Origin of the sequence: Legionella sp. PC997, from assembly GCF_014109825.1 — a bacterium.
Lineage (GTDB): Bacteria > Pseudomonadota > Gammaproteobacteria > Legionellales > Legionellaceae > Legionella.
In genome coordinates, this window is sequence record NZ_CP059576.1 from 1,265,808 (window position 1) to 1,280,302 (window position 14,495).

Genomic DNA, 14,495 nt, shown 5'->3' on the forward strand with positions numbered 1-14,495 from the left:
GAAACTAAAGCTTTTGGGAACTTATTTCTTTAGTATCAAGTCTGCATCGTTCACTTAAAGGCGGGATGCCTTTTTTTTGTAAATATTTTTTAATTTCTGGTAAACTTTCTGCCCATTCTAGATAACTGCTTAAGGGGGTATAATCATTCTCGAAGCCAGAAAAAATATTCTCTTTTTCTATATGTCTTTTAGGCCTACGTAAGTCAGCGATTTGTATCTCTGGATCCAGTAGATTCTTATTGTGTAAGAAATAAATTAACTTATAAAAAGATAATGAAGTGGGTTTGTAATGACCACTGTTATTATCAATAGACTTTATTTTCCCATGCTCTACTAACCACATCCCCGCACCGCGTACCTTTTTACCAGAAGTCATCGTGGAATGATGATAAGTACCAGATTCGTGAATATGTGTATAGAAATGGTTCTTATCTTTTATATCCCAAATAAAAGCAGTTGCCCCGATCGGACAACCAACCTTAAAGACAAAATCAGCTAATTGATTGGTATTTAATTCAAATACATCCTCAGAGCTTATTTTTTGAGCCATTAATTTATAATCACCATCCACATGTTCAATGTGTACCGATACGTTTTCTGAAGACTCATAATGAACAGGGCCCATTTTATTTTTATAATAACCACGCCAATTATTACTGATATCTCGAGTGGAAGTGCTAATAGGATGTTGTTCCAACCATAAGAAAAAAGGAATTTTAGTATTGCTTTCAACCCACTGATAAAAAGCCATATTCATTGGATATTCTGCAGTATTGCGTTTATTTTTTAAATCATCGAGCATAAATTCAATAGGACGATGAACTGGATCTTGCTTTTCCAATAAGGTTCCACTGCTTAAGCGAAAAAATTTCTGTTTACAATGTTCTTTTTCTTCAGTCTTGAGTGTCTTAAGTAGCGATTTCTTATCGACATATTTTGAATTTGCATGCTTATAATACTCTTTCAATTTATCTAAGTAATTTATTTTTTTGTTAGCTCTTTGTAGTAATCCATGAATCCAGGGATCTATAGAGCCTTTCAGCCGTGTATCTTTTCGTGGCTTGCTTGAAGTTGATTCCAAAAATCCATAGGGAAATTTATCTTCAGTTACGTTTTCTTGTTCTTTGGTTATAAATTGATCCCCTAAATAATCTTTATATTGCTGAGCAAGCTGTGCTATTTGTGCTAATTTTTTTTGTCGTGTGTTAATATTTTTTAAGTTTACTTTTGAAATATTATGATATTCTTCTAATAGATTAGATAGTTTGTTGATTAATTCTTCAGCATTTGGATCATCATGTTGTTTACAACTTTTTAAAATCAGAAGCCAATCATCAAGGGCGTAAACATCTTGCCATATAGCCATGGATTAAAACCTATACTTTATCTGTGTACAAAAAAAGGATATGCAATTAAATTATAATCCAATTTGAATTAAATGTGAGCCATTCATGCCTAGATACAGAAAAATACTCTTAAATGAAGCAATTGCCTTATTACAAAATAATGTACCAGATTTAGTTTGTTTAGACTTAAGTGATCAAAAGATAAGCGAGGAATGTTTGTACGAACTGGTTGATGCAATCAACGCAAATACCCATTTAAAAAGAATTAAATTGAATTGCTGTATGATTGATGATGACAAAGTTAAAATCTTATCAAGACTAAGCTCTATTGAAGTACTTTCCTTACGAACAAATAAAATCACCGATAAAAGTATGAGCTTACTAGCTGACATGACCTCTCTTAAAAAATTAGATCTAAGTTCCAACAATAATGGATATAACAAAAACATTACTGCCGGGGGTTTAAAATTTTTTATTAGAAATTCAACTCTTGAACAGCTCACTTTAAGCGATAATGAACTTGATGATGAATGCGCAAAAAGTTTAGCGCGAAATAATGTACGGCGACTTATATTAAGCAATAATCAAATTACTCTTAGAGGCGTAAAGTATTTGGCTGCGCATAAAAAACTAAATTTTCTCGATGTAGGCACAAATATAATTGGTGATGCCGGTGCCATTAGTTTAATTAACGAAAATCAAAGCATTAGAGGATTAATTCTTAACAATAATAAATTAACTATTAAAGCAATAGCTAAAATGAAACCCGAAAAGTTAAAGCAAGTAGAGCGATTAGACATCTGTTTAAATCCTTTAGGTCAGGAGGGTGTTAACTTATTGCAGGAGAAAAGGGGATCACGAGCTGGATTAAGTACTTTTTTTTGTCACAAGAGAAATAAAAATTTCATTCAAGGATTATTTACTACGATTCAGAGTCAATTTTCTCCTGAAAAAGAAAACAAAACAGAACACTCACTAACGATTTAAAATTTATTGTAGTAAGAGATTTTCTTAAAAGCCAAGCCCAAATTAGTTTGGGCTTGTATCTGTTAAACGGGGGGAAAGAGATCCTGGAATTTAACACGAGTCTTGAGGTGTAGTGCTTTTTTCCTTTTCTTTGATAAATCAAAAATCTTATAGATTATGATAGGAATAATAAAGCTAACCATACCTATGTAAAAAGCAAGCTTATAAGTAGGGTCTTTATTCAACACAAGGAAGAATAAGGCAATACACATCAGGATGATTGCGAGGATCCCAGTATAGGGAGAGTATGGAGTTACATAGCGCAGGTTCGCTGTAGTATAGCCAGCTTGGTATAATCGATTCCTGAACCGAATTTGTGAAGTGCACAAGGAGATCCAAGCCAGAGTTCCTGTAAATCCAGAGACAAGAAGTAGGGCGATGTAGAGTTGGGTCTGTCCGAAAAAGTACCCAACGCCTAAAAGAATCCAGATGGTGATTAAGGTAGCAATAATTGCATTTTGGGGTACTGAATTATGATTAAATTTGGCAAAAGTATGTGGCGCCATACCATCACGAGCCAAAGCATTCAGAGCACGAACTGTGCCATAAAATCCTGAATTAGCACAAGATAAGGTTGCACTCAGTGTCACAAAACTGGTTACAGCACCAGCCCACTTTAGATTGTAAAAGTTTAGGGCATCTGCAAACACGGAGTTAGATAATCCAGCTTTTTGCCAAGGGAAAATTAATACCAAGCAAAATACCGGAATAATGTAGATGAAAAGAATTCTTAAGGTTACATTGCGAATTGCATGGGGAATCATCCGTGCAGGGTTTTCTGATTCTCCTGCAGCAAGACCAATGATTTCAGAGCCTTGATAGTTGACTAACAGCAGAACCATAGCGGTTAATAAGGACATGGTACCGTTAGGAAGGAGTCCTCCATCGCCGAAAATGTATTTAGATCCAATAAATCCATCCGATCCTGGCCCCTGAATAAGGCCTAAGAAGATTAAAACAGCCAAAATAACAAAGCCAAATAAAGCTAAAATCTTAATTAAAGCCAGCCAAAATTCGATTTCACCAAAAGTATCTACTTTCGCAAGATTAATATAGGTAATTAGTAAACCAAAACAAACCGCCCAGACATAACCATTTACACCCGTAAACATTTCCATGATGATACCCCCTGCAACACATTCTGCGGGGATATAGGCGACCCAACTTATCCAATACGACCAGCCTACGCCACAGGCAACGGATGGAGATATAAAATCAGCGGTATAAGTAACAAAGGAGCCTGAAATGGGAATTGCCACAGCAAGCTCACCCATGCAAAGCATGGTGAGAAAAATAATTAAGCCGCCTAGTATATAAGCTAGAAACACGGCAGGTCCGACCAGGTTAATTACTTCACCGGTACCTAAAAAATAGCCTGAGCCGATAATTCCCCCCAAGGCAATTAGCTGCACATGACGGTCTTTCAATCTTCGGCTATAACCACTATCTTTAATGGGTTTGTCTGTTTCAATCTTACTCTTTTTCACGGGCTGTTTGTTTCTCACAGGTTGTCATATTTTTGGGTGACGCTATGTTATATTCATCTGCAATAATTTAAAACCATTCTCAATTAAAAAATCTGAAATATTTTTTATTTATACTAAATTTCTTTTTTAACTGATATAAAAAATTTTAAAGCAGGGTATTATAAATCATTTTTTACCTATTTGGATATTTTTTTACTAAATTAGTGAAAATTATTACAAAATATCTTATTTGTTGATTTATCTAAGAGAATAGACAATAAAAAAAGTAATAATCATTATTTTTATATACAAAAGAGCGTATTTCGATTTTACAATTAAGACGTCTACTAAAAGTTGCATCAACATACAACTTGGGTATACTTTTCCATAAGCCGCTGTAGCTCAGTCGGTAGAGCAGTTGATTCGTAATCAAAAGGTCCGCGGTTCGATTCCGCGCAGCGGCATAGTAAAATCAATAGGTTACGTTAAATCTATTTGGTACTTAATTTTTGTGTCGCATCTGTGTCGCAATAAAATATTGCATTTTTTCTAATCTATACTCTAAGTATCAGTATTTCAGTCGAAAGGACACGATATGGATACTAGATTCTTAATAGAAGTTACTATTGTTTTATTCTTGTTTAATTCTTCTTTATATGCCAAATCAGGTTGTTGCTCTCACCATGGGGGAGTGGCTGGATGTAATTCTACAACAGGATTTAATATTTGTGCTGATGGCACAGATTCTCCATCTTGCACTTGCGGATACCCTAGTGATTATAACTCTTTAAATAATAATTATGATTCAAATTCAACTACACCTATTCAAAATTCAATCATAACTATTCATAAGTGTACTGATAAGAAAGGAGTGGTGCATTTTAGTGATAAGAATCTTAGTCCTGATTGTAAGTAAGGAAAAATAATGGGATCAGCCGCTTTTCATTAATACAATTCTACTTATTATTTTTTGTTTTAATGAAAAGCCACTTGACCCCTTATTAACTTATAAAGAGATTCAAGAAAATCTGGACGTAGATCATTTATAAGTCTAAGTAATTTAGTTTCTTATATATATTCATCAGATTGAAATCGCTGTTTGGCAAAATTAATGAGGATTTTAACCAATATTCTAAAGATAATAGTATTAAATAAATGCGCCGCAAGAATCACTCTACTAGAATTATTTGTAATACGTTTGGATATAAAAGACTACACTTGTAAGTATATCCCCAACAAATTATACAAATGAAAAACTCTAATAATCTATATTCTAATGCAATTAGCTCGATTCAAATGGGTGTTGAGGATTTTTCAAAAGATGATTCCAAAAGAATGCTTTCTGCGGTTAGAAACATCTATTCCGGTCTAGTTCTTCTCTATAAAGCAAAATTATGGGAACTATCACCAGTAAAAGATCAATATTTATTAATTTCAGAAGATATAAATTTTGAATTAAATGGTTCTGATGTAATTGTAAGAAGAAAAAATCCAGACAAATTACCTACTAAAACGATTGATACTACGGAAATTAAAAAACGTTGCCAATCCTTAGGGATACAAATAGACTGGCTCAATTTTGATGGGTTTCGAAAAGAAAGAAATTTTATTGAGCACCTATTTCCCCAAAAAAATAATGATCTTTTAAAACAGTTGCTATCAGATGCATTTGTATTAATTGACGATTTTATACGGTCGAATCTTAAACTAGATACAAAAAGATGCTTAGGCCAAAGCACTTGGGAAGTTCTTTTAAATGAGCACCAATTGTGGGCAAAAGAACTGAAGCGATGTCATGATACCATTGATAGAATTAATTGTTTTAGCTGGGTAAAGGCTTATTTAAAAAATACTACTTGCCCAAAATGTAGGTCAAAACTGATTGTATACCAATGCAATAGTGATGACCTTTTTGATTGTGAAGGGAAATGTTCAAAATGCGATACATTTATAAATGATATTATCAACCTTTTGAATTATGCGGTTACATCAGATAGATATAATCATGAGGATATGCAATCGGGGATTGATAATCTAACTTACTGTCCTGAATGTCATAATCTCTCCTTTTTTAAGTCACATATGGCATGCCTAAGTTGCCAAACTGAAAAAACAGACAGTGATCTTGAATGTAAAATATGTGGTGTGCAGGAAACGGATATAGATAATATAGAAGACGGGATATGTAGCTACTGTTTAAATAGAGGCAGCAATGATTGAATTTCACAACGAAGAGAGATCTCTAAATTGTTCGGCTGTTTATCTATATTTCTTACTCCATTAACAACCATGACCAGAGGTCTTGGATCTGGGTATATTGGGGTGCTAATTTTGAAATAATACTATTGATTTTCTACTAATTTTCTTACTTGCTTTGCTTGTCCAGGATATCTCCCAGTAATCAGCCAACATAATATAGAAAAAACAAAACTAATAATCCAGAAAAATACGCTAATAGGAATAATAAGCCATGCATATCTTGCGTAACTTATGTTTTCTGTAAAGGTTAACCAAACAACATAAATAAACAGAGCTATATTAATAAGAAATCCTAATACTTGCCATATAGTTAAGATTGATCCACATAAATCGGATATCCTATTTCTAAATAGGTCATTACTAAATCGATCAAGAAAAAATGCTGTTATTTTAGGAGCTAAACCAGGAGATAATTCTTCCTTATATAACTCAGCTATATCAATACCAAGGGATGATGAAATTTCTAGCAGAGCAAGTTTTTCATTTTTTTTCATTTGATATGCTGCTAACCATAGTATCCCTGATTCAAATAGAAAAAGAACAATGCATGCCCCTACAATATGGCCAATTGCAAGATATAAGCTCATTACCTCTCCTTGATTATACCGGGTTCCACGAGCTAAATATTTTCCACATATTGACTAATGGTAGGTCTTATTATGCAATAAAGCAACTATGATGCGACTAGGCTTAAAAGAGTCCATCTTTCCAATTACCAAATTTCTTAATTTGAAATCTTTAAAGACACTTACTAGGCTGAGTAATAGAGTTCATGAGTAAACTGTGGATTTTAACCTATACATTCTTACTCTACTAACTACGTATTTTTAATCTATTAGATAAAAAAGATAAAGCTACAATTATTAACTTCTCTTTTCATAATTACAAGCAGTTCTACTTCGTACTAAAAGCCAAGAATTATAAGCTATTATTTATTAATGGTTAACTTTCTGAATACACCGATGACAAAAGCTAATAATTTACCATTATCTATGAACACATATCCTGACAATAAGTTTTCTTGTCAGGTATTAATTAAAATCATTAAAAATGAATATGTGGAGGATCTTCTAAAAGGCTATCTTTATATGAATCCTTTCAAATATTTTAGGAATTTTGAAGAAAAAAATACTGTAGGGGATGATCTTGAAGGCATCGATTCAAGTTATCGAGCTGAAGACGTTATTATTAAAATCAGTAATGATAAAGATGAGTTAATTCCTAATGGAGTTTTTGGTAGATGTAATTTTCATAATAATTATGTTGAAAATTCCAATTTATTTTCTTTAAGCGCTTTCTCATTTGAAAAATTACCGGAAGGGATAACCAAATTTTTTTTAGATAAAAATTTCCGAGAATTTAAAGGGGATAAAGCTATAGTTATTTTGGATGTCCCTAGATTTATATCAAAAACTCAATCAGCTATGGAAAGTTTAAAAAATATTATTCAAATTCCGAATGAACCTTTTTTTATTAGACATATTGATTATGTTTCTGATTCGTATAATGGTCGATTAGGAGTTTTTAGAAAATTGGAAAAGTACCAATGGCAGCAAGAGTTACGAATTGCTATTTACAGAAACGTAAAAAAAATCAAATCAAAACCCTATATATTAAAAATTGGATCGATAAGATCATTCTCTGTAGTAATGGATACTGAGGAATTAATTTCAAAAGGTGCTACCATCAATAAACAAAATAGATAACCTATTCAAAGTGAGATGACACGTAAGGCCAATACATTAAATCTGATTATTACACCTAGCCTAGTAATCAAGATAATCGGGATCTAGATGGACACTAGCGTTTTAATGCCATGGATACATTTTATCAATCTCAGACGTGCAATTGTTTTGCACTAAAGATTAATTAATTTATAAATGAATAAGGCAAGGCAAAATAAAGATATCTTATAAACATCAATATAACACACACCTTTCGCATTATTAAAAATGCCCATATTAAGAAGGCTGTATAAGGATAGAGGACGGTTTTTTTATAAAATATTGAAAAAAATGGCGGTGAATAGGTGGTGCGCTCTCATGGTGAGCCATAATAAACAACCTTTGCTTAACTTATATGATTTTTCGACTCAATAATTTATGTGTTCACCATAAATATGGTGCACTCATGCACCAAGGATAGAAAAATAACTAATGAATTTTCTATATAAATTGAGCAAGGTTGAACGAGGGTTTTCTGGTTAGATTGGGTAAATTTTACCATATTATATTTTCTCAATATCTTTCGAGACAAATTAAACTTAAAATACGAAAAAATAGATTTGCAATGTGTTATGCATGAATAACCAAATGTGGTCTTTTTAAAGGTAAATCATTTACTAAAATAATGGGTCAAATGGGACAATCGGGACAAACTTATAAACACTAAATTTTCAATGTCCCGATTCAAAGAAATCGCTTGGGACAAATGGGACATATTTTTCAAGAAAAATTTTTTTAGTAACAAAAAGTATCATTTAATAACAATAAGATCACGAGGCTTTAAAGCGCTTGACGCCCTTTTAAATTCCAAGCAATACTTATCGCGAGCAGTAAACTTTTGCGGGTCCACGGTCCTGTAAAAGTCACGGAAAATGAAATATCACGACTATTATCCGGCCGGACACAGTCAATTGATATTCATCGAGCAGGACGCGTACCGTCGGCATTAAGCTGAATGAATAATCATTTGATGAGGTTCCATATGAATAAAAAACTATCTCGGTTACAACTATTAAACGAATTTGAATCCGCACCAACTTCTGCGTTGTTTAATCAACACACTTTGGCGGCTGTTTTAGATTGTTCCACCCAACTTTTGGAACGCAATCGTTGGGAAGGAAAGGGCGTTCCCTATCTTAAAATAGGCCATAAGGTTTTGTATCGCAAAAGTGATGTGCTGTCTTTTCTCCAGCAACAGAAAATCTATCGCTCTACTAGTGACGTTGGGGAGTTGCTTTCTCTGGTCAACGAATAAATTCCATTGAAGAAAATAGATTGTTCACGGATGGATAGGGTCTCTATCTGCCATGAACGTTGCCGGAGTAAAATGATGCTGCAAAATCAAATTATTATGTTAAAAAACAAAAACGGTCATAGCCCTATAACCTGTGAATACGCTGGAGGTTGTTTTAAATTAAATGAGCAGGGCGTGTCTTTCCTTGGAAAAGATAAAGACGGTAATCCAATGGCGCCAAAGGATTTGTTCTCCTTTGTATGTAGTAGCTAAAACTCGTGATGCTAAAAGTGGGGAGTGGGGTAGATTACTCGAATGGCAGGATGATGATGGAATCATTCATCAATGGGCTATGCCTTTAGCTTTATTACAAGGAGATGCCTCCGAAGTTAGACGGGAATTGGCTAGCCTAGGTTTAACTATTTCACCTCATAGAATTTCTCGGGATTTACTGGCTACTTATTTACAAGTCTTTCCAGTTGAAGATCGGGCACGTTGTGTTGAAAAACTGGGTTGGCATGAAAACCTCTTTGTCACTGCTTCACAAATCATAGGACATTCCTCCGAGAAAATTGTTTTTCAAATAGTCATGCGATTGAATCTGCTATGTCTGTATCCGGCACTGTAGATGATTGGCGTGAATCAATAGGCCGTCTTGCCTCTGGCAATTCTCGGTTGGTTTTTGCCATATCTACTGCTTTTGCTCCTGCTTTAGCTAAGATTGCTGGTGAGGATTCAGGCGGATTTCATTTCAGAGGAGCTTCTTCTAGTGGTAAAAGTACCGCTTTAAAAATAGCGGCTTCGGTTTGGGGTAATCCACAGGCATACTGCCGATTATGGCGCAGTACCACTAACGGACTTGAAGGACTGGCTGCTCTGCATAACGATGGCTTATTAATTCTGGATGAATTAAGTCAGATGGATCCCAAAGAAGCAGGGGAAGCGGCTTATTTACTGGCCAATGGTCAAGGTAAAACGCGAGCCTCACGTCATGGAACGGTCAAGCCATCGTCTCGATGGTCATTGTTTTTTCTCTCTGCTGGAGAGGAATCATTAATGTCTTTGATGGCCAGAGTAGGGCAGAAAACGAATGCAGGCCAAGAAATAAGGTTAGCAGATATTGAAGCTGATGCTGGGTTGCAAAAGGGGATTTTTGAAAATATCCATAATCAACTTAGCCCTGCTACCATGGCCTTATCCTTAAAGGAATACTCCAGTAAGTATTATGGTGCAGTGGGCATGGCATGGCTGCAAGAGGTGGTGGAAAATCAACCAAGTATTGCAACTGGCATTGCTGATGCGATGCAAGAATTTGTGAATAGTACTGTCTTACCGGATTCAACGGGGCAAATTATCCGCGTAGCCCGGAGGTTTGCCTTGGTTGCAGTAGCAGGCGAATTGGCTAGCCAATATGGATTGACCGGCTGGCAAGAAGGCGAGTCTACCTACGCGGCTTACAAATGTTATAGAACATGGCTGGAACATTTTGGCATGGAGGGCAACAAGGAGGACAGAGCGATATTAGCTCAAGTCAGAGCATTTTTTGAATCTCATGGTGCCAGTCGGTTTGATAATATCAGAACGCCAAACAATGAGAGGATTCAAAATCGTGCCGGGTTTTATTGTACCGATGAGGCGGGTTTTCGCGTGTATATGGTATTGACGGAAGTCTTTAAAAAAGAGCTATGTCTGGGGTTTGAGCCTCGAATGGTAGTGCGTGTATTAATGAATGAAGGTTGGTTAAAGCCAGCAGCAGATGGATTGCCCTCTCATAAACCAAGAGTTAAAGGCGTTGGAACACCCAGATTATATGTATTTACAGATAAAATTTGGGGTGGAGAGTAATTTTTCTCGATAAATCAGAACATTTGTCCCAATATTTTTAAATGTTGGGACATATTGGGTCGGCTATAAGCCAGTATTTATGGGCTGTCCCGCAAGTCCCAATTGTCCCAGTTAAATTTTTAGTCTTTAAGATATAGCCACAGAGTATTCCGAGATTTTATTCCCATCTCATCACGTATCAGCAAGCAAGTCTTGTAGTTTTCATATTCAGGTAGCAGGCAAGAATACATTTGTTTGGCATACAAATATCGCCAGCTTTTGGTACTGGATAAACGGTACTTTGCCAATGCACTGCGCCAGATGATGCGGATTTCCTCATAAGATTTTAATTGGAGAAAGTTACCATTTTGTTGCGTGAGCCAGTTAAAAAGATTGAGTACCACTGTCTGGTTTTCAGTTCGTACAGGTATGGTACGGTCGCTGGAATTAAAAGTAATTTCTCGGGTTATCCAAAGAGAGCGTTCGCTGACATGAATATGTGGCTTAATCAGAATCGCTTCTTTGAAAGTGAGTCCGAACTCTGTTTGTAATCCCATGATTACTCTGGCTATAGGATCATGAAGTGACTTCCAAATATCGGGAGGGATTATTTTCCTCCTCTTTTTTCTTGCTTTAGGTCTTGTGAGTTCAAGGGATTGGTTATCAATATTGCTAATAGGACAATCGCTCATCCGCAAAAAACGGCGAATAATGGTCATGTATCGCATTATAGTGACTGTATTAACATTCTGTTTTTTCCAGTAACGCACTAGCTTGTGCACCTGCTCAGATTGCAACGCCTGCCATGAAGGTGGCATTTGCCGAATAACAAACAAGTCATCAATCATCTTATGGATGACATAGGCACGGTGTTTACGATACAGGTATTTACCTTGCCTATCCTGTTTGATTTGTCGATTAGCGAATTGTCTTAAGGATTGTGTACGCATCTTCCTATCCGCAAAAATGAATTAAAAAATAAATGCCCTGTGTATTGTTTAGTGTTGGTCGAGCGGTTTCACTCTCTGTTGAAACCAGCAAAGCCGTAAAGCTCGAAGAAGCGGGGCAAATCAATCGTTATAAGGCAAACGATCTCGCCGGCACTGCTGTAGTTTTTCTGGGGGTTTTCTCCTCAATAAAATAAAGTAAATGCAAGCGATAAAGCAGGGCTTTATCTCTAATCCATGGTCAAATGAAATGACTTAGAGTTCCGAAGAACTCCCTTTACCGAACGGTAAAGGTTCCTGAAGGGTTTCCCGACTATACGTCCAGCCACAAGGTTAGGGAATGAGAGTGGCTTAGCATAAGACGCCTAAGCGTTTCATCGGATTTTCACCGATTCATCAGTCATGCTGCATCTAAAAAATAACAAAGTGTAGATCTGGGAGCAATACCGTTACAGGAAATATTTTGTCCTATCTTATCTGGTGCGTCAGGACAGATGATCTTTTAAGTCTTAGTGTTGGAGGGTCAGTGATGTTGAATATTCCTGCGTCACTGCACAATATTGCAGTGATGCATTTAGTAAAAATGTAATTATTTATCTATACTTTAACGTCACAGATCATGGATTAATTGGGAGTGAAAAATATGAAGGTTGAAATTCAAGTAGGCGATGTAGTGAAACTGAATTCTGGCGGACCAAATATGGCCATAGAATCTATTGATAAAGATGATAATATGAGCTGTACTTGGTTTGAAGGTAGTCAAAGGTTATCATCAGCATTTCATAAAGATCTTTTAAAAAAAGTAACTCCAATTGGTAATACTTTTAAAGTAGGTAGAGGCTGATATTATTTTTTAAGTTTAAGTGAGTAAAATGACTGAAAATAAAGACAAACCAGAAAGTAATAGAGCATCAAAAATAGGACGAGCAGCCCTCCAAGCCGTTGGGGGAGTAATTCCTTTGGTTGGTGGAGGGCTCTCTGCTATTGCAGGATATTGGTCTGAAAAAGAACAGGATAGAGCAAATAAATTTTTTGAACATTGGCTTTGTATGCTTGAGGATGAGCTAAAGGAAAAATATAGAACTGTTATTGAGATAATGGCAAGACTCGATTTACAGGATAAAAAAATTATTGAACGAATTGAAAGCAAAGAATACCAGTCGTTGATGCGAAAAGCTTTTAGAGATTGGTCGGGTGCTGAAAGTGAAGAGAAAAGGGTTTTAATTAGAAATATTTTATCTAATACAGCAGCTACTAATTTGGTTAGCGACGATGTAATCAAGCTTTTTATTGATTGGATTGATATCTATTCTGAATTTCATTTTAAAGTAATAAGCGCTATATATAATACAAATGGAATAACAAGAGCAGGAATATGGAAAAAGATGAATAAAATAGCCGTTAGAGAAGATTCAGCAGATGCAGACCTATTTAAATTGTTAATTAGAGATCTGTCCACTGGCGGAGTTATTAGACAATATAGACAAACTGATTATCATGGAAGGTATTTAAAAAGTAGCAGCAAAAGTGGATCTAACACCCAAAGTAATACTGTTAAATCTGCATTTGATGATATTGAGCCATATGAGCTAACCCAACTGGGCAAACAATTTGTTCATTATGCTATGACTGATCTACCTCCTAAAATAGAGTTTGATATAAATTCAATGTGATTTCCCTAGTATAAAATTATATTTACACAGCATATATATAGGATTCAGTTTCTGGTCACATGTCCTAGTTTATTGTGCTTTTTAAATTTTAAAAATTTCCATTTGCTCAATAGTACCAACAATTTTTATATCTAGTTTTTTTTCATATTTTAATATGAGACTGACTTTTTCAAGAAAATGATAAATTTCGGAACCAATTAGGTATTCATCTGAATTTAATTTTACTATTTTGGACCCAAAAATTTCTTTTGCTTCATCTTTATCTATTACAAAAGAATGATCTTTATATTCATACACTAATCTATGTGATATTTCGTCAGGTTTATTGGCTAGTAATTTTGTTTTGTTTTCTAATAAACGAATAGCATAATGTTCAGCGGATCCTGAAATTCTTTCAAAATAACCCAATTGTTCTAATGTAAGAGTTTTAGCCAAATATTCAGCAAACATGTTTGATGTTTCTGGGAATTTTTTACAAAGATCACAAATACATTCCAAAGCACTACTTAAACTTAGAGCGGGAAGCCCTTTAAATTGAGGATCTATTGGACCAAGTTCACTTAATGAACCCATATGGATTTCGTCGGCACCCAGAGCAATTAGTGTGGCTGCAGATTTTGCTCTGCTAGGGATTGATACAACAAATTTACTTTTTGATTTTTCTTTACAGATCTTAGAAATAAAATATGCTGGTTCAATTTGCCCCCCATTACTATTTATTATAAGTAAAATATCTTTACTAATGTCACCAGTAACTGCCCAATAGATTCTATCCGAATCAATGTTATTAATTGATTCGTCAGGTTTATATAAGAAAAGGTAATGGTAATGCTCAAGTTTTAATTTGGTTTTAGCATATTCTATAATTTTTTGTTTTATGACACCTATTTGTTCATTTTTTATTAATTTAAAAATATCATCAAATTTTGACAAATCATATTCCAGATGACTTTCGTTAATAGTGGTTGTATTTAATGGCCCTGTATTCATTATATT

Annotated in this window: 13 protein-coding genes, 1 tRNA gene and 1 pseudogene; 10 read left to right on the plus strand and 5 right to left on the minus strand. The window is 34.9% G+C overall.

Features of this window, described 5'->3' with window-relative positions; translation table 11 throughout:
• Positions 1-4: 4 nt before the first annotated feature.
• Positions 5-1,366: a hypothetical protein gene (locus HBNCFIEN_RS05285; RefSeq protein ID WP_182393031.1), complete on the minus strand. Its 1,362-nt coding sequence runs from the start codon at positions 1,364-1,366 to the stop codon at positions 5-7.
• A gap of 85 nt (positions 1,367-1,451) precedes the next feature.
• On the opposite strand from HBNCFIEN_RS05285, the gene HBNCFIEN_RS05290 reads away from it, so the two are divergent.
• Positions 1,452-2,333, plus strand: a complete 882-nt coding sequence (locus HBNCFIEN_RS05290; protein WP_182393032.1) for a hypothetical protein — start codon at positions 1,452-1,454, stop codon at positions 2,331-2,333.
• Between the two features lie 62 nt (positions 2,334-2,395).
• Here the strand turns inward: HBNCFIEN_RS05290 and HBNCFIEN_RS05295 are convergent, their stop codons facing one another.
• Positions 2,396-3,877: an amino acid permease gene (locus HBNCFIEN_RS05295; RefSeq protein WP_370530110.1), complete on the minus strand. Its 1,482-nt coding sequence runs from the start codon at positions 3,875-3,877 to the stop codon at positions 2,396-2,398.
• Between the two features lie 352 nt (positions 3,878-4,229).
• Between HBNCFIEN_RS05295 and HBNCFIEN_RS05300 the strand changes: the two genes are divergently transcribed.
• From HBNCFIEN_RS05300 to HBNCFIEN_RS05310, 3 genes are all read left to right on the plus strand, one after another.
• Positions 4,230-4,302: transfer RNA gene (locus HBNCFIEN_RS05300), tRNA-Thr, on the plus strand.
• 131 nt (positions 4,303-4,433) lie between these two features.
• Positions 4,434-4,754: a DUF4124 domain-containing protein gene (locus tag HBNCFIEN_RS05305; protein WP_182393033.1), complete on the plus strand. Its 321-nt coding sequence runs from the start codon at positions 4,434-4,436 to the stop codon at positions 4,752-4,754.
• 332 nt (positions 4,755-5,086) lie between these two features.
• On the plus strand, positions 5,087-6,058 hold the full coding sequence (locus HBNCFIEN_RS05310; protein WP_182393034.1) for a hypothetical protein: 972 nt from the start codon (positions 5,087-5,089) through the stop codon (positions 6,056-6,058).
• Between the two features lie 122 nt (positions 6,059-6,180).
• Here the strand turns inward: HBNCFIEN_RS05310 and HBNCFIEN_RS05315 are convergent, their stop codons facing one another.
• Positions 6,181-6,684 carry a hypothetical protein gene (locus HBNCFIEN_RS05315; protein WP_182393035.1) on the minus strand — a complete coding sequence of 168 codons (504 nt, stop codon included), beginning with the start codon at positions 6,682-6,684 and terminating at the stop codon, positions 6,181-6,183.
• A gap of 375 nt (positions 6,685-7,059) precedes the next feature.
• Between HBNCFIEN_RS05315 and HBNCFIEN_RS05320 the strand changes: the two genes are divergently transcribed.
• The 3 genes and pseudogenes from HBNCFIEN_RS05320 to HBNCFIEN_RS05330 all read left to right on the plus strand — a co-directional run bounded on the left by HBNCFIEN_RS05320 (position 7,060) and on the right by HBNCFIEN_RS05330 (position 10,900).
• Positions 7,060-7,803 carry a hypothetical protein gene (locus tag HBNCFIEN_RS05320; protein WP_182393036.1) on the plus strand — a complete coding sequence of 248 codons (744 nt, stop codon included), beginning with the start codon at positions 7,060-7,062 and terminating at the stop codon, positions 7,801-7,803.
• Between the two features lie 1,000 nt (positions 7,804-8,803).
• Entirely contained in the window at positions 8,804-9,076 is a 273-nt protein-coding gene (locus HBNCFIEN_RS05325; protein ID WP_182393037.1) for a DNA-binding protein, read from the plus strand.
• Positions 9,077-9,151: 75 nt separating this feature from the next.
• Positions 9,152-10,900 (plus strand): annotated as a pseudogene (locus HBNCFIEN_RS05330) (DUF927 domain-containing protein).
• A 119-nt stretch (positions 10,901-11,019) separates the two neighbouring features.
• Here the strand turns inward: HBNCFIEN_RS05330 and HBNCFIEN_RS05335 are convergent.
• Positions 11,020-11,829: an integrase gene (locus HBNCFIEN_RS05335; RefSeq protein ID WP_182393038.1), complete on the minus strand. Its 810-nt coding sequence runs from the start codon at positions 11,827-11,829 to the stop codon at positions 11,020-11,022.
• 32 nt (positions 11,830-11,861) lie between these two features.
• Between HBNCFIEN_RS05335 and HBNCFIEN_RS05340 the strand changes: the two genes are divergently transcribed.
• From HBNCFIEN_RS05340 to HBNCFIEN_RS05350, 3 genes are all read left to right on the plus strand, one after another.
• Positions 11,862-12,023, plus strand: coding sequence for a hypothetical protein (locus HBNCFIEN_RS05340; RefSeq protein ID WP_182393039.1), 162 nt, complete (start codon positions 11,862-11,864; stop codon positions 12,021-12,023).
• A 446-nt stretch (positions 12,024-12,469) separates the two neighbouring features.
• On the plus strand, positions 12,470-12,670 hold the full coding sequence (locus HBNCFIEN_RS05345; protein ID WP_182393040.1) for a YodC family protein: 201 nt from the start codon (positions 12,470-12,472) through the stop codon (positions 12,668-12,670).
• Between the two features lie 28 nt (positions 12,671-12,698).
• Complete coding sequence (locus HBNCFIEN_RS05350) at positions 12,699-13,499, plus strand: hypothetical protein (protein WP_182393041.1); 801 nt, start codon at positions 12,699-12,701, stop codon at positions 13,497-13,499.
• An 81-nt stretch (positions 13,500-13,580) separates the two neighbouring features.
• Here HBNCFIEN_RS05350 and HBNCFIEN_RS05355 read toward each other — a convergent pair whose 3' ends face one another.
• Positions 13,581-14,489: an ATP-dependent Clp protease proteolytic subunit gene (locus tag HBNCFIEN_RS05355; protein ID WP_182393042.1), complete on the minus strand. Its 909-nt coding sequence runs from the start codon at positions 14,487-14,489 to the stop codon at positions 13,581-13,583.
• Positions 14,490-14,495: the final 6 nt, after the last annotated feature.